The organism is Sinomicrobium endophyticum (assembly GCF_052983315.1).
The window spans coordinates 228,139-248,335 of sequence record NZ_JBRKIS010000025.1; the positions used below are offsets into that span (position 1 = coordinate 228,139).

16 protein-coding genes are annotated in these 20,197 nt (G+C 45.4%); 8 read left to right on the plus strand and 8 right to left on the minus strand.

What is annotated here, in order from left to right:
• The first annotated feature begins 326 nt into the window (after positions 1 to 326).
• Together ACVBDU_RS09660 and alr are read left to right on the plus strand one after the other, a co-directional pair.
• Positions 327 to 977 (plus strand): thymidine kinase, encoded by a 651-nt coding sequence (locus tag ACVBDU_RS09660; protein WP_447179541.1) that lies wholly within the window; start codon positions 327 to 329, stop codon positions 975 to 977.
• A gap of 76 nt (positions 978 to 1,053) precedes the next feature.
• The gene (alr, locus tag ACVBDU_RS09665) at positions 1,054 to 2,160 is read left to right on the plus strand and encodes an alanine racemase (RefSeq protein WP_447179542.1); all 1,107 of its coding nucleotides are present in this window, start codon (positions 1,054 to 1,056) and stop codon (positions 2,158 to 2,160) included.
• A gap of 17 nt (positions 2,161 to 2,177) precedes the next feature.
• Here alr and ACVBDU_RS09670 read toward each other — a convergent pair whose 3' ends face one another.
• From ACVBDU_RS09670 to ACVBDU_RS09700, 7 genes are all read right to left on the minus strand, one after another.
• Complete coding sequence (locus ACVBDU_RS09670) at positions 2,178 to 3,812, minus strand: S41 family peptidase (protein ID WP_447179543.1); 1,635 nt, start codon at positions 3,810 to 3,812, stop codon at positions 2,178 to 2,180.
• A 57-nt stretch (positions 3,813 to 3,869) separates the two neighbouring features.
• Positions 3,870 to 4,475 carry a bifunctional nicotinamidase/pyrazinamidase gene (gene pncA / locus ACVBDU_RS09675; RefSeq protein ID WP_447179544.1) on the minus strand — a complete coding sequence of 202 codons (606 nt, stop codon included), beginning with the start codon at positions 4,473 to 4,475 and terminating at the stop codon, positions 3,870 to 3,872.
• A 270-nt stretch (positions 4,476 to 4,745) separates the two neighbouring features.
• Positions 4,746 to 6,161 (minus strand): nicotinate phosphoribosyltransferase, encoded by a 1,416-nt coding sequence (locus ACVBDU_RS09680; protein WP_447179545.1) that lies wholly within the window; start codon positions 6,159 to 6,161, stop codon positions 4,746 to 4,748.
• A gap of 10 nt (positions 6,162 to 6,171) precedes the next feature.
• On the minus strand, positions 6,172 to 6,558 hold the full coding sequence (gene rnpA, locus ACVBDU_RS09685) for a ribonuclease P protein component (RefSeq protein ID WP_447179546.1): 387 nt from the start codon (positions 6,556 to 6,558) through the stop codon (positions 6,172 to 6,174).
• A 77-nt stretch (positions 6,559 to 6,635) separates the two neighbouring features.
• Positions 6,636 to 8,510: a M1 family metallopeptidase gene (locus tag ACVBDU_RS09690; protein ID WP_447179547.1), complete on the minus strand. Its 1,875-nt coding sequence runs from the start codon at positions 8,508 to 8,510 to the stop codon at positions 6,636 to 6,638.
• A gap of 95 nt (positions 8,511 to 8,605) precedes the next feature.
• The gene (locus ACVBDU_RS09695) at positions 8,606 to 10,240 is read right to left on the minus strand and encodes a S8 family peptidase (RefSeq protein WP_447179548.1); all 1,635 of its coding nucleotides are present in this window, start codon (positions 10,238 to 10,240) and stop codon (positions 8,606 to 8,608) included.
• Between the two features lie 45 nt (positions 10,241 to 10,285).
• Entirely contained in the window at positions 10,286 to 11,152 is an 867-nt protein-coding gene (locus ACVBDU_RS09700; protein ID WP_447179549.1) for an MBL fold metallo-hydrolase, read from the minus strand.
• A gap of 328 nt (positions 11,153 to 11,480) precedes the next feature.
• Between ACVBDU_RS09700 and ACVBDU_RS09705 the strand changes: the two genes are divergently transcribed.
• From ACVBDU_RS09705 to ACVBDU_RS09730, 6 genes are all read left to right on the plus strand, one after another.
• Positions 11,481 to 11,816, plus strand: a complete 336-nt coding sequence (locus ACVBDU_RS09705) for a DUF202 domain-containing protein (protein WP_447179550.1) — start codon at positions 11,481 to 11,483, stop codon at positions 11,814 to 11,816.
• Positions 11,817 to 11,861: 45 nt separating this feature from the next.
• A complete protein-coding gene (locus tag ACVBDU_RS09710) occupies positions 11,862 to 13,646 on the plus strand; it encodes a monovalent cation:proton antiporter family protein (RefSeq protein WP_447179551.1) in 1,785 nt (594 codons plus the stop codon).
• Between the two features lie 35 nt (positions 13,647 to 13,681).
• Positions 13,682 to 13,813, plus strand: a complete 132-nt coding sequence (locus ACVBDU_RS09715; protein ID WP_447179552.1) for a hypothetical protein — start codon at positions 13,682 to 13,684, stop codon at positions 13,811 to 13,813.
• 125 nt (positions 13,814 to 13,938) lie between these two features.
• Entirely contained in the window at positions 13,939 to 15,960 is a 2,022-nt protein-coding gene (locus ACVBDU_RS09720; RefSeq protein ID WP_447179553.1) for a cation:proton antiporter, read from the plus strand.
• A 370-nt stretch (positions 15,961 to 16,330) separates the two neighbouring features.
• A complete protein-coding gene (locus ACVBDU_RS09725; RefSeq protein WP_447179554.1) occupies positions 16,331 to 18,127 on the plus strand; it encodes a sodium:proton antiporter in 1,797 nt (598 codons plus the stop codon).
• 396 nt (positions 18,128 to 18,523) lie between these two features.
• A complete protein-coding gene (locus ACVBDU_RS09730; RefSeq protein ID WP_447179555.1) occupies positions 18,524 to 18,694 on the plus strand; it encodes a hypothetical protein in 171 nt (56 codons plus the stop codon).
• Between the two features lie 137 nt (positions 18,695 to 18,831).
• Here ACVBDU_RS09730 and accC read toward each other — a convergent pair whose 3' ends face one another.
• Positions 18,832 to 20,184, minus strand: a complete 1,353-nt coding sequence (gene accC, locus ACVBDU_RS09735) for an acetyl-CoA carboxylase biotin carboxylase subunit (protein ID WP_447179556.1) — start codon at positions 20,182 to 20,184, stop codon at positions 18,832 to 18,834.
• Between the last annotated feature and the right edge of the window lie 13 nt (positions 20,185 to 20,197).

Consider the following 20,197-nt stretch of genomic DNA (forward strand, 5'->3'; position numbering starts at 1 on the left):
TCCCGGAACAGACACAAATATATTAGTATTATTATAACATCTCATCCATAAAAAGCTCTTCTCTCCCTGAAAATACGTCACATTTTTTTCCTTAGCTTTGCATGGAATTTAATGAAAAAAAATTACTTTAGTTCACACAAGTTTTATACCAAACAGGTATAGGCGCTTGTTCCAAAGGTTTGAATTTTTCATTTTCTATAATATCACAATAATATTTTACGCACCATCGGGAATATGCATAGGGGTCGGGTCATTTTTCCCGGGCTGAAGGGAAGGCAAAAACGACAACATTTACCTATGTCTGTTTCCGAGTTGAAAAATACGAAATGTTTCTCGAAAATACGGTTAATCATAAAGAACAATTTGGCTGGATTGAAGTTATTTGCGGCTCCATGTTTTCCGGAAAGACGGAAGAACTTATCCGGAGGTTGCGAAGGGCACAGATAGCTAAACAGAAAGTGGAAATTTTCAAACCTTCCATCGACATCCGGCACAGCGAGGATATGGTAGTTTCCCACGATGCCAACGAAATACGGTCTACTCCCGTCCCTGCTGCGGCCAACATTCGTATACTGGCCGACGGTTGTGATGTCATAGGCATTGATGAAGCCCAGTTCTTTGATGATGAAATAGTAACTGTGTGCAACGACCTGGCCAACAAAGGCATTCGCGTTGTGGTTGCCGGCCTGGATATGGACTTTAAAGGAAACCCGTTCGGCCCCATGCCTGCCCTGATGGCCACAGCCGAATACGTTACCAAGGTACACGCCATTTGCACCAGAACGGGAAACCTCGCAAATTACAGTTTCCGGAAATCCAATGATGATAAACTCGTATTACTCGGAGAGACCGAAGAATATGAGCCACTGAGCAGGGCTGCCTTCTACAAGGCTATGCTAAGGCAAAAAGTAGATAAAATGAACGTGAAAGACCCGGAAGACCTATCCGGAAAAAAGAAAAACGACACTACAGGATGACCGCTTAAATAAAATACTTTTCCCGGCCGAAGCACTATACACCACTTAGCATCATTCTAAAAACCGAACGGAAAACATGTCAAAAGTTGCAGAAACCGTACTCGAAGTAGACCTCGGGGCCCTCCGGCACAACTACGAATACCTGAAATCCACACTTCGGCCCGGAACAAAATTTATCGCTGTCGTAAAGGCATTTGCCTACGGACACGATTCGAGCAAGATAGCCCCCTTCCTGGAAAAACTGGGAGTGGATTATTTTGCCGTAGCTTATACCTCCGAAGGAATAGAACTCCGGGAAGCAGGTATACGAACACCTGTTATGGTTTTACACCCTCAAAGTGTACACTTCGACGACCTGGTAGACTATCACCTGGAACCCTGCATATATTCGAACCGTATCCTGTCTCTCTTCCTGGAGACGGCTAAAATGAGAAGCCTGGAAGCATACCCGGTACATCTGAAATTCAATACCGGGCTTAACCGATTGGGATTTGACGAGAGTGAAGTGGAACAAACAGTCCTTGCGCTCGGCAGACAGACCAACATAAAAGCAGCCTCATTATTCTCTCATCTGGCCGCTTCGGAAGATCCGGACGAAGAGACCTTTACCCAAAACCAGATTATCGCGTTTCAGCGGATTGCCGGCACTTTTGAAAAGCTGGCCGGATACAAGCCTCTTTTGCACCAATCCAACACTTCCGGCATACTTTGCCATCCGGAAGCCCGGTTTGATATGGTACGAAGCGGCATAGGCCTGTACGGTTACGGCAATGATGAAATAAAAGACAAGCTTCTGCGTCCCGTAGGAACCCTGAAAACCGTTATTTCCCAGATACATCAGCTGGAAAAAGGAGACAGCCTGGGGTATAACCGGGGATATATAGCAGAACGAACAACCATTACCGCCACATTACCCCTGGGGCATGCCGACGGTATAGGCAGGCAATACGGCAAAGGCAGGGGCTACGTTTCCGTTAACGGCCATAAAGCCCCTATTATCGGCAATGTCTGTATGGATATGCTTATGATCGATATTACCGGGATAGATTGTAAAGAAGGTGATGAGGTTATCGTATATGGCAAAAATCCCACCGCCGAAGAGTTTGCCGCTACGGCCAATACCATCTCCTATGAACTGATAACAGGAATTTCGCGCAGGGTCAAAAGGGTATATATCCAATAAACCCGTAAATATTATCTCTATTTCAGCAATGCGTTGTATTTCGTTTTGTTTCTCAAAAGACCTGCTGCGGCAATGATGGCCTCATCGTGAGACAGGTAGTAATCGTACAGCCCTTCCCTGTAAAAATACCTTTTGATGATCTCATCTTCTATTTCCTTGGACAGTTCTTCCTTGTATTTGTCCAGGGCGGTTATCTTACTGCGGGCAATATCTCCAAGTAATTTCCTGTAATCTTCCCGTACCTCATCCCCGAACAATTCCATCTCTTCATTCTGTGCGGCCTTTTTAAGTAGTTTCTCCACTTCGGTTTCGTAGTTAAAATCACTTTTAACCACAAAATCCCTGAAGTCACGATAGTCTGTATCCGAAAAAGAAAAGCTTTCCAGGGTTTCTACTTTATGATTGTGGTAATAATCGGTAGCATAATCGAAAACCACCTGGTTGCTCAGCAGTTCCTGCACCAGTTTGTTCTGGCGAAGCACTTTTACTTCCAGGTCGGGGGTTATTCCTCCACCGTCATATACGGTCCTTCCTTTCCTGGTCTTAAATGCGTTATACCGGGAAGCATCCGTTCTCACCGCCCTGCCGTTCTCGTCCCGATGCGCATAATCCAGGGCCTGTATACACCTGCCGCTGGGTGTGTAATACCTGGATATCGTTACTTTTAATTGTGTTCCGTAAGTAAGTTTAAGCGGTCGTTGTACCAATCCTTTACCAAAGCTTCTCGCACCTACCACAACGGCCCTGTCCATATCCTGGAGCGCCCCGGACACAATCTCACTCGCGGATGCACTTTTTCCGTTTATCAGTATTACCAAAGGTATTTCCGTATCTACGGGATCTTTCCTGGTACGGAACTCCTGGTTGAACTTCTTCACCTTGGATTTTGTGGTAACAATGGTCTCTCCTTTAGGCACAAACAGGTTGGTAATATCAATAGCTTCTGTCAGCAGTCCACCCGGATTACTTCTCAGGTCCAGGACCAGCTGACTCACTCCCTGCGATTTAAGATCCTCCAGGGCTTCTTTGGTCTGGCTGGCTGCTTTCCTGTTAAAACGGGACAGCACTATGTACCCGGTATCGTCATTGATCTTTCCGTAGAAAGGAACCGCATCCACTTCTATTTCTTTTCTCGTAAGCGTGGTTTTACGGACTTCCCCCTGTCTGCGATAAGTTATATCCACAGAACTGTTTACGGCACCCTTCAGCAACTCGCCCGCGTCATCCTTAAAATCCGAGATGCGGATATCCCCTATCTGAATAAGTTCATCTCCCGCTTTTAACCCGGCTTCATCCGCAGGATATCCTTTATAGGGTTCTACAATGAGTAATTTATCGTGATAACTGCGAACAACAGCCCCGATACCGGAGTATTCCCCGCTGTTTTTTATCTTGTATTCCTCCACGTCCTGTTCGTTCATGTATACCGTATACGGATCGAGATTATCGAGCATTTCCTTGATAGCACCATCCATAAGCCTCCCCGGGCTCACTTCATCCACATAGTTCATATTCAACTCTTTGAAGAGCGTAGTGAAAATCTCTATTTGCTTGGCTATCTCGAAGAAATCGTTTTTAAACGACGTTGCCGTAAAAAGCATGCAAACGGCGATGAGCGGAAGTAATATTTGTTTTTTAAGTAGTTTTTTCATGGCTCGCAGATTTAGTCTTTATCTTCTTTCCGGAAACAATACGCTTTCTCTTTGGCATTACAGTTCCCCGGAGGAAATCAAATGTACTCCAATTTCACGTAAATCGGAAATTGCCTTTTCGTAGGAATCGCTGGCTATGAACCTGGTAGCATCGGTGATATAATGTGTACGGAATCCTTCGCTACAGGCATCCTTTGCCGTGTAATACACACAATAATCGGCTGCAAGACCGCATACATACACTTCTTTTACTCCCATTTCCCGGAGATAAGAAGCCAGTCCGGTACTGTATTTTTTCCCGTTATCATAAAACCCGCTGTAACTGTCTACGCGATGATGCATTCCTTTTCGGAAAATCGCAGCAACCGGTTTTTTATTCCATTCTTTTGCAAAATCAGCTCCCGAACTTCCCTGCACACAATGGTCCGGCCAAAGCACCTGCTCCAATCCGTCCAGGTCTATCCTTTCAAAAGGCTCTTTTCCCGCATGGGCAGAAGCAAAACTCAGGTGGCCCTCCGGGTGCCAGTCCTGCGTGGCAACTACGAGATCGAAACGGGATTGCAAAGCGTTGATCACCGGTATCACCTTATCTCCTTCGGGTACCGCGAGGTGTCCACCCGGTAAAAAGTCATTTTGTACATCTACGATCAATAGTGCTTTCATCTGTTTATTTTTATTGTTTTTCAACGGTCAGATAGAACCCCGGCAGGCAGGTTGAGGATTAAAAATAATCTTTACCACTTCGGCAAGCTATTAGTTTAGCATTTTATATTTAAAGATCATTTTAATCCTATCGGTTTCATGTGATGGAGTTTGTGATTTTATTCAGTCAACTACCTCGGGACAAGAGGCATTCAAAAGAAACAAAACATAAATCCATTCCCGATGCATCCCGATGGTTATCGGGACGGAGCATAAATCTCACTTATTGAGTTAACGCTTAACTTTTTCTAATTTTTCTGTTTTCAGACGATCCCGCATTTGTTCTATTTCACCGCTGAGACCAACTTTATATACATGCGGAAAATCGAAACGTTTGTGTTCCTCCGGCAGCCGGCCGAGATTTTTTACGGCCGAGACAGCTATGTCCCGGACAGAGCGCACCGGGAAAAGACGTTTACCGTTTCGCATAACCTCTTGCAATATGGGTTCTGCCAGGGCAGGGTTTAACGGCATTCTCTTATGCGGCTCAAAAGGGTGCGCCATACCTGCGGGGGCTTCCATACCTTCCAGGGTTATCGCATCCGCTATACATTCGCCATTGCCGTTAAAGTAGCGGTACACCTGTTTTTGCCCCGGGAAATTCATCTTCCTCAGGTTCTCCGATATTTTTATACGGGGTTTATCTTCAAAGCTACAGAGTTTATACACCCCGTCCAGCGCGGCATTTTCATGTCCTACCACGAGGTTAGTCCCCACTCCGAAAATATCTATAGCGGCCCGTTGTTCCTTTAAGCTACGGATTACATGCTCATCGAGCTGATTGGAAGCAGCTATTTTAACGTAGGAAAGTCCGGCATCGTCCAGCATTTTCCTGGCTGCTTTTGACAAATAGGCAAGGTCACCGCTATCCAGCCGTATGCCTATAAGTTTCTTACCCCTCTCTTCCATTTCCCGGGCAACGGTAATGGCGTTCGGCAAACCGCTGTTCAATGTATTATACGTATCTACCAGCAATACACAGTTATCCGGGTGTGTTTCCGCAAAATCCCGGAATGCCGTAAGCTCATCGTCATAACTTTGTATGTAGGCATGGGCCATGGTCCCGGTTATTGGCATCTCAAACGTTTTCCCTGCCAGGACATTGGAAGTCGCATCAAATCCGCCCACAAAAGAAGCTCGTGAAGCCTGCAACCCCGCATATCCCTGCGCCCTTCGTAACCCGAATTCGGCCAGGGACTTATCTTCTCCCGAAATATAGCGGATACGGCTGGCTTTGGTTGCTATGAGCGACTGAAAGTTAAGGCAGTTTAAAAGAAAGGTTTCCACGATCTGGCATTCTACTACCGGTCCCGTAACCGTAATTATAGGTGCAAAAGGAAATACTATTTCTCCTTCGGGAACACTTTTTACCGTACCCGTGAACCGGAAATCCCCGAGGTATTCCACAAAACCCCGATCAAAACCCTGTTCCAGAAGATAGTCCAGGTCTTCCCGGGAGAACGAAACTTTCTCCAGCCAGTCCAACGCATCTTCCAAACCGCAGAAAAGAACATATCCACTGTTAAAAGGGGTTTTTCTGTAGAAATAATCGAACGTGGCTTCTGTTTCGTGTTTACCTTTTAAAAAATAAGCCTGCCCCATGGCCAGTTGGTAAAGGTCGGTATACAATGCTGTGTTAAAATCCATACTTTCAGGTTTAAGGTTTGTCTTCGCCGGCTTCTTTTTCCAGGAACAGGCGCAGTAACTCCTTCATCTTACGATCGGTTTTCCCGTATTCCGGCATTTCTCTGCCAAGATACAAAATCATAAAAGCATAAGAATTTTCTATTCCTTCTTTGACCTGGTGTTTGTTCAGGCGGTATGCTTCCCGTAAAAGTCTTTTTATCCGGTTGCGATCCACAGCCTTTTTAAAGTTTCGTTTACTTACGGATACGGCTGTCTGGATCTTAACCGTTTCCGGAAGTTCTGTTCTGGCATACACCAGGCGAAGCGGAAACCTGGAGACACTTTTCCCTTCCGAAAAGAGCTTCTCTATCCGTTTTTTGCTTTTTAATTTTTCCTCCTTCGGAAAACGTTGATCCATTCGATTATATTTTTGTAAAAATAGAAAAACCTCCTTAAAGCAGGAGGTTTTCCGTATGGGTCATTTAAAACTTTCTTCTATTCAAAAGTCATCCCGTTATTGCTCTTGTCCACATCGGCCATAAGTTCCGAAGGATCGATCACTATGGCTTTGATATCACTTTTCGGCCTGTCTATAGTAAATTCATAGGTGGGATATGCCCACGCCCAGTCCGGGAGCACAGTTCTCTCCAGGTTCGGGTACGGGTTATTCTTTACACCCCGCATCATGCGCAGGGGAGCATAGAAAGTTTCGTAAGAATCGTCATTGTATACCACCAGAACATCTATGGGCATCGGCATCAAACCAATACGCTCCATAGTCACTTTGGTACTATTTCCTTCTTCGGTCACTTCTTTTATACCATAGTCGATCGTATTCGTGGTCATGGTCCAGTCTATAAGATACCAGTCGAGTTGAAACCCGGATACTTTTTCGGCTACCCTTTTAAAATCGTTGGGCGTAGGATGCTTAAATTTGAAATCTTCATAATACTTTTGCAAGGCTTCCATCAGTTTATCCTGCCCTATGATATAGCCCAGTTGCGCCAGGAATACTTCTCCTTTGCTGTACGCGGAAAAAGAATACGCCATATTTTCCGCATAGCGGTCGCCATGGGTGGTTTGGGGTTGTTCTTTACCGGACATTGCCAGCATAAAGTAGCTTCGGTATGCATTTTCAAAAGGATTGGGCCTGTTTCTTTCCATGATCTCGTTTTCAGCCAGGTCGGAAATAAAAGAAGTAAAGCCTTCATCCATCCACGGGTGTTTGGACTCGTTGGTAGCCAGCAAATGCTGGAACCAGGCATGTGCCATTTCGTGTGCTGTTACCCCGACAAGGCTCCCGAAGCTTCGTTTCCCCGTTATAAGGGTACACATGGCATATTCCATACCACCGTCTCCACCTTGGATTACGGAATATTGTTTCCACGGATAAGGCCCTATGTTTTTGTTGTAAAAATCCAGCAACGCTGCGGTTTTGGGCTGGAGTTTCTTCCAGTTTTCCACAATTTCCGGGTTGTCTTTATACAAAAAGTGAAGGGTTACACCACCTGGAGTTTCCAGGGTGTCATGTATATATTCCGGGTCTGCAGCCCAGGCAAAATCATGTACTTTTTCTGCGTTAAAATGCCAGGTCAGTTTTTTCCCTTTAGGCCGTTTTACCTTTGTGCCCTGCTTTTCATAGCCATATCCTATTTCATCTCCGTTTTGAAGGATTCCCGTTCCTCCGAGGATATAATCTTTATCTATAGATATCTTCACGTCGAAATCCCCCCAAACGCCATGAAATTCCCGTCCGATATACGGATCGGCATGCCATCCTTCAAAATCGTATTCCGCCATTTTCGGGTACCATTGTGTCATGGACAAAGCCACTCCTTCCGAACTGTTACGGCCGGATCTTCGTATTTGCGACGGCACCTGGCCTTCAAAATCCATGAGCAGTCTGGCAGATGCCCCCGGTTTTAAAGGGCTGGTGAGTTTCACTTCCAGTATGGTCCCTACCGTTTCATAAGTTACGGGCTGACCGTCCTGGGTAAGCGATTGCACTTTAAGATACCCTGTCTCTTCCGGTTTCAACATCCCGATACGGCTTTCGTATTCGGGCTCTTCCTTGGTTCCCTTATTTATAACCATCCGTTTATCCGGATCGCTGATGGTTTTCAAACGAACATCCATCTCGCTTCCCGGTTGAAAAGCATTGAAATACAAGTGGTAAAACACTTTATCGAGAACATCGGGGGAATTGTTGGTATACACCAGTTCCTGTTTTCCCGTATAACGGAAATTCTTCACATCCATATCCACGTCCATCTTATAGTCCACATGTTGTTGCCAGTAACCTGAAGTTTCCTGGGCATTCCCAACAACACCGGCAAAAAGGACGGAGCATGCGATAATAAATCTTTTCATAAGTCTTATTTTATATCTATACTGTACCTGGCAGGCAAGTCAGGGTATTTCTCCGATACAAACGGATGGTCTTCGGGGCATTTACAGTTCTTACGCTACAGATCCAGCTTTTTCCTGGACACCTTATCGGCCATTATAATGGCGTTATAGGCATTCACCATTCTCCCCGACCTGGATATTTCGGAGAAAGGCTGTTTTTTCTCCGGGTTTCCTTCGAGGATAACATTCGTTTTTACCGAAAGTCCGGAATGCATTATTATTTTTTTCACCTGAGATGCCGTAAGATCCGGGTAATAAGAACGTATTAACGCGGCTACACCTGCAACTTCGGGAGCCGCCATAGAGGTCCCTTGTTGGAATTCGTACTTACTACCGGGTACGGCAGACCATATTTTGGTTCCCGGTGCAAAAACATCCACGTTGTTCTTTCCGTAGTTTGAGAATTTAGCGATCATTTCCGGCCCATAGGTGTAATCCAGAGCTCCCACGGTAAGGAAGTTATCTGAAATTTCATTTCCGTTATCTACGGCATCGTTAGGAAATACATTCGTCTTATCCAGGTCTTTGGATTCGTTTCCGGCAGCATTGACAATGAGCACGTCTTTTTCCGCGGCATATTTGATCGCGTCCCTTACCCACTCCGGGTGGGGAGAATAATACTTACCGAAGCTCGTATTGATGATCTTTGCTCCGTTATCTGCTGCGTAACGGATGGCCAGGGCAATATCCTTGTCGTATTCGTCTCCCCCGGGCACAGCTCTCACTGCCATGATCTCCACATTGTGGGCTACGCCGTTCATCCCTATTCCGTTATTTCTTGTAGCCGCAATAATACCGGAAACGTGTGTACCGTGTTTTGCTTCTTCTCTATCCGGACCTGTTACGTTATTATTTCCGTAATCCGTATCGTTAATGTCATCCGGGTTATCCCCCACAATATCCCTTCCGTCAAAATCCACGTTCAGGTTATAGTTCAATTGCTTGCTGAAATGTTTGATGCCTTCCTCCAACTCTTTCTTCAGTTCCTTCACAGAATTGAGTGAAGAATCGACAGACATGATATTGGTCAGAAACCCCTTTGCCTGAACCAGTTTCAGATTAGATGAAGAAAGGTTTTTAATGTCTTCCCTGGTATAATCCTCTTTCTTGAGTTCTTCCCGGACGGTTTCATCGGCATTATTCACCATCTGCAATATCTGCTCATACTGGTTTTTATTCATTTTTGCCTCCTGCAGTTCCTTATCGTATTCGGCTTTGGCTTTTTTATATTCTGCCGAGCCGTCGTCTCCTTTCTTTATTAACCTCACATACTCCAGGTTTTCGTGAACGGCATCTCCGAGAAAGTTCCAGCCGTGAACATCGTCCACATAACCGTTACCGTCGTCGTCTATACCATTGCCAGGAATCTCCTTTTCATTGGTCCAGAGTACATCCTTCAGATCTTCGTGTTCTATATCCACCCCGGAATCTACCACTCCCACAACTACTTTCACTCCTTTTCTTCCCTTCAGAAGCTCTTCATATGCCTTGTTCACACTCATTCCGGGAATAGTGTCGGCAATGAGATCTGCGTGAGGCCACGTTTTAAACTCGTTTTCCGTAAGGCCGGCTATTTTAAGAGGTACCGAATCTATATTTTCTATCGGGGTAGACACAATGGCTGCGGTTCCGCAACCTGCGAGCAAAAAAGCTGCCGAAACCGGCAAAAGAAATGATCTTGTAAGGTTCATAGTAAATTGATATTTATCCGGCCGCGCGTTTTCCGGCCATTTCATTTAGTTAAACACCTCGTCGAAGGTGTGTATTTCGCGGAGACGAACTCCTTTTTCAGTATGTTTAAGGGTACAGATCTCGTTGTGGGCATCGTGCTCCAGGAACAGGTAAAATTCCTCCGAAGCCGCCCGGTCAAGAAAATCCGCTTTTTCATTCAGGGTAAGTAAAGGTCGGGTATCATAGCCCATTACATAAGGCAGGGGTATATGCCCCGCCGTAGGCAGAAGGTCGGCCATAAATACCAGGGTTTTTCCTTTATACCGTATAACAGGTATCATCTGTTTATCCGTATGCCCGTCTACATAAAGGATGTCGAAACCCAATGCTGAGTTTTTGAGATAACGGTAATCTTTTTCCGGTACGGGCACAAAAGATAATTGTCCGCTTTCTTCCAGGGGCAGTATATTTTCTTTGAGGAAAGAAGCTTTTTCACGGGCATTGGGCTCCGTAGCCCACTTCCAGTGCGCTTCGTTACTCCAGAACCTGGCATTTTTAAAAGCAGGCTCATACCCGGTACGGTTTTTATTCCATTGAATGCTGCCGCCACAATGATCGAAATGCAGGTGTGTCATAAACACATCCGTAATATCATCGCGGTGAAAACCATATTTTTCCAAAGATTTGTCTATAGTATCATTTCCCCACAGATAATAATAGCCGAAGAACTTATCGGATTGTTTGTTTCCCATTCCGGTATCTATGAGAATCAGCCGGTTGCCTTCTTCTATGAGCAGTGACCGTGCAGCAATATCTATCATATTGTTTTCGTCCGCCGGATTGGTCCTGTTCCACAAAGACTTTGGCACCACTCCGAACATGGCTCCGCCGTCCAGCTTAAAATTTCCTGTTTCTATGGGATATAACTGCATGCTATCTGGTTCAAGGTTTCAGGTTTCAAGTTTGGCTGGTTCAAGCCATTCAAAATTCTCCCGGTTCGCCGAGCAGAGCCGAGGGGCCAAATAGTCCGCAAAATAACAAAACCATAGAAGAAAATATCAAAAAACTGTCTTTTATTGGGTCTTTTTTAACATTTTCCTATTTTGTCCGATATTTAAAATGTATATGTATGGCTATTCTAAAATATTGCGTTATTTTTAATGCTGAAGCAGGCCCGGAAAGATGCCGGAGAATAAACCCGTTTTTTCATTTCGGTTTATCCGACCTTTCCCGGAAAGAGCCTTCAAACCTTTTTTGATTATGAAAAAATTAGTCCCGTTCCGAAAAATGCAACTTCTGCGATTTGGCCGCGATTTTCAGCGGGATGAAGACATGATCCTCAGGGATTACCTGTCTGTAGAGCGTACCCGGCTATCCAACGAAAGGACACTCTTGTCGTATATACGGACATCTCTGTATCTTATTCTGGGCGGTATCACTTTTATCCAACTGGACGACTTCTATAATCTCAGGTATCTCGGAATATTATCACTCTCGCTTAGCATTGTATTTATCGTCATCGGGATATACAGATTTCTGTTGCTCAAAAAAAGTCTGAAACGATTTCATCACAAACCCCGGGACCCGGAAGAATAATTTCTTATATAAATCCGGGACATTACAATAACACAGTATATCACTATGGAGTTAGAACTGTTGAATTTATTTTTAGTTTTGGTTGTAGCATGGACGGGAGGTTCTCTGGCTACACGTCTTGGCTATCCGTCCATTCTGGGAGAATTGATAGCCGGTATTGTATTTGGCCCCGCATTGCTGGGAGTTCTCGCTCCTTCCGAAGCCACTGCCATACTTGCCGAAATGGGTGTACTCCTGATGATGCTCTACATAGGTATGGAAATTGATTTCCGCGAACTGGGCAAAGCGTCCCGTGCCGGATTACTGGCTGCCCTGGGCGGGTTTATCGTTCCCTTTGTCCTGGGATATTATGCCGTTCTTGCATTTGACGGCACCAAAATGGGGGCCCTCTTTGTAGCCATCGCCGTAGGTGTAACTTCCCTGGCTACAAAATCGCGAATACTCGTAGACCTCAAACTACTCAACACCCGTATTGCCCATGTACTCATGGCCGGGGCACTTATATCCGACACACTCGCTCTTATCATTTTTGCGGGAATTATAAGTTTTGCCGATGCAGGCAGTATAGAGTTCCTGGAAATACTCGCCGTTACCGGAAAAGCCCTTCTTTTCTTTGCAGCTACGGGATTACTCGGAATATATGTACTTCCCTTCCTGGGAAAACAAATGGAAAAAGCAGGTTTTACAAACCGTACCCTGTATTTTACCATTATGCTGATCATTGCCATAGGGTTTTCGGAACTCGCCGAGATCGCCGGGCTGCACTCCATCCTCGGGGCATTCATAGCCGGGTTGTTTTTGAGAGACAGTATCTTCGACCGAAGGCTTTCCAAAGACCTCAATAAAGTGTTTCATGATATTTCCATAGGTTTCCTGGCCCCTGTTTTTTTTGTAACAGCAGGTTACCATGTCACTTTTGACGTTTTTCAGAACAACCTGACTTTGCTGTTGGTTATCCTTGCCGTTGCCGTTTTAGGAAAAGTTTTCGGAACAGCGCTTTTCTACCTGCCCAGCGGCAACGGATGGCGGGAAGGAATAACCGTGGGAACCGGAATGAACGGCAGGGGAGCAGTAGAAATTGTCATTGCCGGTATTGCGCTGAATATGGGATTTATAGACAACGAAATATTCTCTATCCTGGTCTTTATGGCCATCTTTACAACCGCTACCGTCCCCGTTCTCCTGACATGGACCACAAAATGGTTACGGGAAAGAGGCGAACTGGTGCTGTCTTCTTCCGAAAAAAAGGGTGTTCTTATCATAGGTGCCGGCCCGCTATCTATGTATATTGCTAAAAAACTTTCCGAAACCGCACCGGTATCGCTTATAGACTCCAATATCGACAACTGTATCCGCGCCAATAACCTCGGTCTCAAATGTATTCAGGGAAATGCTTTAAAAGAAGAGATCATCATTGAAGCCGATGGACATCAGGCCGGTACTTTTGTTAGCCTTACCAATAACAGTGAGATTAATGTACTCGCCGCGCAACTCGCCAGCGAGGGCATAGGCATCCCCAATATATATGTCTCTATTACCCCTTCTTCCGAAGGGGCCAATGTAGAATTACTCGAACCCATCGGTGCCTCCACCATTTTCGCCAAAAAAACCGATCCTTATAAATGGGACTATAAGCTGGAGAACAAAGATTTCCAGGAAATCAGCGTTGAAATATCCGAAAACATATCTTCCAGGAACTTCCTGAAACAACTATCCGGAGACGAAGAAGATATACTTCCCGTTTTCTATGAGGACGGAGAGGGCAAATTGTACATATACCATTACGGAGCAATCCTAGAACCGGGATATAAAGTTCATTATATCAAATAATCCAGCCCATGGCGTAATAAAATATATCTTAGTATATGACAAAATTCGATCTGGGTGGATTTTCCTCTCCCGAAAGCTTTCGGGATTTGACCCCGGCCCTAAAGGGAGATCCCGATAAATATCGGGACGAGGAAAATCGGGTTCCCCTGCCTGCCGGCAGGCTTTAGGGCTAGGGTAAAACTGATTTTCCGACAAATAGTGCTAAAATCTAATTTTGGCATGTACTAAAAAAGTATATTCTAAAAAGAAGAAAACCCCGGTTTTCCCCGGTACGATCACTTAATTATATCTCATGGATACTTTTTTCGAACACCTGATACATGAATTTGAGTTGCCGCTGGCAAACCCGGTACTGGCTTTCACCCTCATTCTCCTCATTATACTCATTTCCCCCATCCTCCTGAAAAGGCTTAACATTCCGGGAATTATCGTGTTGATATTGTCCGGCGTGCTCATAGGTCCGCACGGACTTAATCTGCTGGCTAAAAATTCGGCAGTAGACCTGTTTTCTACCATAGGCCTTCTTTATATTATGTTCATAGCCGGACTGGAACTGGACATGAATGAATTTAAGGCCAACAGGAACAAGAGCCTCTTGTTCGGGTTTTTTACGTTTATCATCCCCTTAAGTGTAGGCTTTCCGGTATGCTATTATTTACTGGGGTATAATTTCAACGCCAGCTTCCTGACCGCCAGTATGTTTGCCACGCACACCCTGGTCACCTATCCCATAGTGAGCAAACTGGGAGTATCCAAAAACCAGGCGGTAGCCATAACGGTGGGAGGGACCATTCTGACCGATACGGCCGTATTAATCATCCTTGCCGTAATTATGGGATCAGAAGCAGGAGGGCTTACCGGCGATTTCTGGTTACGGTTGGGTATATCCCTGACCATTTTCCTCTTTATCATGTTTTTCATTATCCCGAAAATAGCCCGGTGGTTCTTCCGTAAACTTGAAAATGAAAAGCATTCGCATTACATCTTTGTCCTGTTTGTCGTCTTCACCGCAGCATTCCTTGCCGAAGTTGCAGGCGTAGAGCCCATTATAGGTGCTTTTATGGCCGGGCTCGCCCTCAATCGCCTGATTCCGCATTCTTCCGCCTTAATGAACCGTATAGAATTTATAGGAAATTCTCTTTTTATCCCGTTTTTCCTTATAAGCGTAGGCATGCTGGTTGACGTCAGTGTCATCCTCAAAGGTCCTATGGCACTCATTGTCGCAGGCACACTCTCGGTAGTTGCCCTTCTGGGCAAGTGGCTGGCTTCCTTTTTTACCCAATTGGCATTCAAATATTCCAAAGGGCAAAGACAATTGATCTTTGGCCTCAGCAGCGCACATGCCGCCGCTACCCTGGCCGTTATTCTCGTAGGCTACAAAGCGGAAATTCTCGACGAAAACATCCTTAACGGCACCATCATTCTCATTCTTATAACCTGCATCATTGCCTCTTTTGCTACCGAAAAAGCCGCGAAAAAGATTATTACCACCTCCGAAGAAGAATACCGGGACACCGAAGACACCCCTTTGTATGACGAACATATACTGATGCCCATCGCCAATACGCAAAACATGGAAAAAGCCCTGGAATTCGCCACATTGGTCAAAGACAAAAAATCTGTTTACCCCATATCTATCCTCACCGTGGTACCCAACAACCAGGAAGCCGAAAAAAATATCAACAAAGCAAAGACTAAACTGGAAAGCTTTACCCGCGATGCCACAGCATCGGAAACAGATACCGAAGTCATTGCCACGATAGATTACAACGCTTCCAGCGGAATTGCAAGAACAGCCAGGGAAACCATGGCAAATATCATATTGCTGGGATGGCCGAGACGAAAAGGATTCATCCAGAAGCTTATCGGGGAAAAAATGGAGCACATTTTATCCTATAGCGATAAAACCATTTTTATTTGTGACTTTAAAACTCCCCTGATGGAACATCAGAGAATATTTGTCACCGCACCTCCTTTTACCGAACTGGAAAAAGGCTTTACACTGTGGGTCAACAAAATATCCAAACTGGCACAAGAACTGAGCATACCTGTTGTTTATAACTGTAACAAGGAAACACAGGAAGCCATCAGCAAACACAAAAAGGCAAACCGGATAAATTCCGAATCTCACTTCGACACTATGGATAACTGGGAAGATTTTTTCGTACTTTCAGGAAAACTAAAGCGGCACGATCTTTTTATACTCATATCCGCCAGAAAAGGAGCGGTCTCCCACCAGAACATCATGGATAATCTGCCTACCAAACTCGAAAAATATTTCGACCAGAACAGCAAGATCATAATATACCCATAACACAAAAACACCTGCCTCTTTATAAAAAAGCTCCACAGAAACCAAAAAACACGGCCGTAAACCTCTCCACCCCAAAGCAATATTTTTCTATGGATTATTAAAACCTGAAACCTGCATATAACAAAGAAACAATACCTCCAACTCCATCCCGGTATATATCGGGACTCCTCAACCCCGAACTGTAACACGGTTACTGCTTACGGATTACTATTCCTCTCTTATAGAATGCGTTTACCCTGATATTTTTCCGCCGGCATCATACAGAGTAAAAAAGTTTAACTATATTAGTCTGGATGAAAAGCTAACACAATTCTTGTTTTATAGTTAAAAGCGCCCATCGGAAATTATGCCACGAAATACCTGAGCCGTTATGACTCTTGAGATCGCTGTTGTACTCGGTATCCTTATCCTCGCAGTGGTGCTGTTTGCCACTGAAAAAATACGCGTAGACCTTGTAGCCCTGCTTGTCGTGGGCCTGCTACTGATTTGCGATATCTTGCTGCCAGTGCAGCTACTCACGACCGAAGAGGCGGTTTCCGGGTTCAGCAATACTGCTACGGTGACAGTGGCCGCCATGTTTGTTATAAGCGCGGCACTGGCCAAAACGGGGTCTATCAATTTCCTGGGAAGCCTGCTTGCAAAACTCATTCACAAAAATTTCTACCTGGCCGCAACTGCCATTATGTTGTGTGCGGGGATTATATCGGCGTTTATCAACAACACCCCCGTGGTAGCCGTATTCATGCCCATAATCATAGGGGCAGCCAAAGACTCCGGGATAAGCCCTTCCAAACTGCTGATGCCCCTGTCGTTCGCATCCATGTTCGGAGGCCTCTGCACCCTCATCGGCACTTCTACCAACATACTGGTAAGCTCTATTGCGGAGGGCTATGGAATAACTCCTTTCCGTATGTTTGATTTTGCCCCGCTGGGGATCGTCTTCTTTATATGCGGCATGTTGTATATGCTGTTTGCCGGGATCAGGCTCATTCCCGACAGGGTTCCGGAAACAGACCTTACCAAAAGGTATGAAATGCGGAACTACCTCACGGAGATCGTTCTTACGGAAAGCTCCAGCTCTGTCGGAAAGACCATACTGGACTCCCCCCTGGTTAAAGACATGGATATTGACATTATTGCCCTGTACCGGGATAAAAGAGTATACTCCATCCCGGGCCCCGGTACTGTACTGCGGGAAGGAGACATACTGAGAGTGAGATGTGACGTGGAAAAGATCAGGGAACTACAGGACAGTAAGGATGTGGAACTCAGGACCGATAAGGCTTTTATGGCCGAGGATTTTAAGCCGGAGGACATTGTTCTGCTGGAAGCGGTCATTGCACCGAACTCCATACTTATAGGGACAACGCTCAAAAAGATCAGGTTCAGGAACCGTTTCGGGGCAACCACCCTCGCTATCCGCCACATGGGCGGACTGGTACACGAAAAACTCGGAAACATCGTATTGCGATCCGGGGACACCCTGCTTATCGGCGCCAGGGAAACCCGTATAGACCAGCTAAAAAGAAATCCCAATTTTGTGTTTGTCACCGAAGTGGACACCCCGGAATACAGAAAAAACAAAACGCTGATAGTCCTGTCTATTATTGCTGCCGTGGTTACCACTGCTTCTTTGGGTATATTACCTATTATGACAGGAGCAATCGTAGGCTGTATATTGCTGGTACTCTCCGGATGTATAGACCTGGACGATGCCTACAAGGCTGTGGACTGGAAAGTGATCTTTTTGCTGGCAGGGGCCATAAGCCTCGGTGTTGCCCTGGAAAGGACCGGAGCGGCCAAACTGCTCGCCGATTATATGCTTTCCGTATCGGGCCCATTCGGCCCTTACGCCATAGTTGCCGCTTTTTACCTGCTCACTTCCCTGCTTACAGAAGCCATGTCCAACAATGCCACTGCTGTGGTTATGGTTCCCATTGCCATCTCTGCAGCAAACGCCATGGATGCCAGCGCCATACCCCTGCTTATGGCTATTGCCTATGCCGCATCTGCGAGTTTTATGACCCCTGTGGGATACCAGACCAACACCCTGATCTACGGACCGGGACAATACAAATTCGCGGATTTTATCAAGGTAGGAGCCCCTCTCAATCTCATTTTCTTTATCATCGCCACTATTGCCATTCCGCTGTTGTGGCCTTTTTAAACAGTGCTTCCTGACAGCAGACTACGGCACGCAACCCCGATCCGGAACAGTATTTATCCCCCCGCATTCTGAAATTCTTCCTTTTTTAACCATACATTATTGATATTGGTTTGTTTTATAGTATAAAAAATATATTTTTGTGACAGACAAAATCCTGAATTCCAGACACAAATAATTACTTTGGTTCTTTAACTTACCGTTATTGCCCTTTCGAGAAGTAATTTACTACCCCGCCAGCTTCGCAGATCTTTGTTCCTTTTGCACAAAAAAGGGAACCGGAGATATATTGTGATGCTTTCATAATACCAAATTAACAATGTAACGAAATGAAAAAGACGCTATGCTTTCTTTTTCACCCGTGTATGATTATGTATTAAAAATTACGGCACTACGATTATGATTGAGAAACACAAAAAGGAACTGGAAAAACTCCCCGACGAGATTAAGCACGAAATAAATAAGTGCATGGAGATCTACCAGGAGCTGGAAAAGTACAATGCGGGGAAAACGGACATAAAAATCCTGCAAAAAAGGTTGGAGGATATCCTGGAGAAATATGAAATATGAGACTCTCCCGGTAACGCTGCATTCGTATGCAGTGATATTACCCCGTAAAAAAGCCTGAAAATCACTTTTCAGGCCTTTAACGTATGTATGTTTATAATATAAATCTTCAGGACAGAACCTGTAAGGTGAAGTAAGACTTACTCTTCCTCCACAGGTTTCATCGTAAAGTCTTCCATAAACTTGGTAGTGTAGTTTCCGGCTATATAATCCGGGTGATCCATTAACTGCCTATGGAAAGGTATCGTTGTTTTTATCCCTTCGATAACGAATTCGTCCAGGGCGCGTTTCATTTTGTTTATAGCTTCATCCCTCGTCTGAGCCGTAGTAATTAGCTTTGCGATCATGGAGTCGTAATTCGGTGGGATGACATAACCACTGTACACGTGAGTGTCCAGTCGTACACCATGCCCTCCGGGAGCGTGTAACGTAGTGATCCTTCCCGGGGAAGGGCGGAAATCATTATAAGGATCTTCCGCGTTGATACGGCATTCTATGGAATGCAGTTTGGGTATATAATTTTTACCGGAGATCGGCACTCCCGCTGCAACCAGTATCTGCTCACGGATCAGGTCATAATCTATAACCTGCTCGGTGATGGGATGCTCTACCTGGATACGGGTATTCATCTCCATAAAGTAGAAATTCCGGTGTTTATCCACTAGAAATTCTACCGTACCGGCACCTTCGTACTTTATATATTCTGCTGCTTTTACCGCCGCTTTTCCCATTTTATCGCGGAGTTCGTCCGTCATAAAAGGAGAAGGAGTCTCTTCGGTAAGTTTCTGGTGACGTCGTTGTACGGAGCAGTCCCTTTCGGAAAGGTGGCATGCTTTACCGTATGCGTCTCCCACGATCTGGATTTCGATATGCCTGGGTTCTTCGATGAGCTTTTCCATGTACATACCGTCATTTCCGAATGCTGCAGCGGCCTCCTGCTGGGCGCTTTCCAACGCCTTTTTCAGATCCTCTTCTTTCCACACCGCACGCATTCCTTTACCTCCTCCACCTGCAGTAGCCTTCAACATTACGGGGTATCCCATGTCCTTAGCCAGTTTTTCCGCATGCTTGTAAGACTCCACGAGCCCGTCAGAACCGGGGACCGTAGGTACTCCCGCCTCTTTCATAGTAGCTTTGGCAGTGGCCTTGTCTCCCATTTTTTCGATCATGTCAGAAGATGCCCCGATAAATTTTATATCGTGCTCTGCACATATTTTGGAAAACTTGGCATTTTCGGAAAGGAATCCGTATCCGGGATGAATGGCATCTGCATTGGTAATCTCTGCAGCTGCAATGATGTTGGACATCTTCAGGTAGGACAAATTACTCGGGGGAGGGCCTATGCAAACTGCTTCATCGGCAAAACGGACGTGCAGGCTATCGGCATCGGCAGTGGAGTACACCGCTACCGTTTTTATCCCCATTTCCTTACATGTTCGAATAACACGAAGTGCTATCTCCCCTCTGTTTGCTATCAGTATTTTTTTAAACATCTGTTGAAATTTA

What these genes read in the sequence shown, in the direction of transcription:
- ACVBDU_RS09660 (WP_447179541.1), top strand. Translation starts at nt 327, where the DNA reads ATGTTTCTCGAAAATACGGTTAATCATAAAGAACAATTTGGCTGGATT.
- alr (WP_447179542.1), top strand. Translation starts at nt 1,054, where the DNA reads ATGTCAAAAGTTGCAGAAACCGTACTCGAAGTAGACCTCGGGGCCCTC.
- ACVBDU_RS09670 (WP_447179543.1), bottom strand. Translation starts at nt 3,812, where the DNA reads ATGAAAAAACTACTTAAAAAACAAATATTACTTCCGCTCATCGCCGTT.
- pncA (WP_447179544.1), bottom strand. Translation starts at nt 4,475, where the DNA reads ATGAAAGCACTATTGATCGTAGATGTACAAAATGACTTTTTACCGGGT.
- ACVBDU_RS09680 (WP_447179545.1), bottom strand. Translation starts at nt 6,161, where the DNA reads ATGGATTTTAACACAGCATTGTATACCGACCTTTACCAACTGGCCATG.
- rnpA (WP_447179546.1), bottom strand. Translation starts at nt 6,558, where the DNA reads ATGGATCAACGTTTTCCGAAGGAGGAAAAATTAAAAAGCAAAAAACGG.
- ACVBDU_RS09690 (WP_447179547.1), bottom strand. Translation starts at nt 8,510, where the DNA reads ATGAAAAGATTTATTATCGCATGCTCCGTCCTTTTTGCCGGTGTTGTT.
- ACVBDU_RS09695 (WP_447179548.1), bottom strand. Translation starts at nt 10,240, where the DNA reads ATGAACCTTACAAGATCATTTCTTTTGCCGGTTTCGGCAGCTTTTTTG.
- ACVBDU_RS09700 (WP_447179549.1), bottom strand. Translation starts at nt 11,152, where the DNA reads ATGCAGTTATATCCCATAGAAACAGGAAATTTTAAGCTGGACGGCGGA.
- ACVBDU_RS09705 (WP_447179550.1), top strand. Translation starts at nt 11,481, where the DNA reads ATGAAAAAATTAGTCCCGTTCCGAAAAATGCAACTTCTGCGATTTGGC.
- ACVBDU_RS09710 (WP_447179551.1), top strand. Translation starts at nt 11,862, where the DNA reads ATGGAGTTAGAACTGTTGAATTTATTTTTAGTTTTGGTTGTAGCATGG.
- ACVBDU_RS09715 (WP_447179552.1), top strand. Translation starts at nt 13,682, where the DNA reads ATGACAAAATTCGATCTGGGTGGATTTTCCTCTCCCGAAAGCTTTCGG.
- ACVBDU_RS09720 (WP_447179553.1), top strand. Translation starts at nt 13,939, where the DNA reads ATGGATACTTTTTTCGAACACCTGATACATGAATTTGAGTTGCCGCTG.
- ACVBDU_RS09725 (WP_447179554.1), top strand. Translation starts at nt 16,331, where the DNA reads ATGACTCTTGAGATCGCTGTTGTACTCGGTATCCTTATCCTCGCAGTG.
- ACVBDU_RS09730 (WP_447179555.1), top strand. Translation starts at nt 18,524, where the DNA reads ATGATTGAGAAACACAAAAAGGAACTGGAAAAACTCCCCGACGAGATT.
- accC (WP_447179556.1), bottom strand. Translation starts at nt 20,184, where the DNA reads ATGTTTAAAAAAATACTGATAGCAAACAGAGGGGAGATAGCACTTCGT.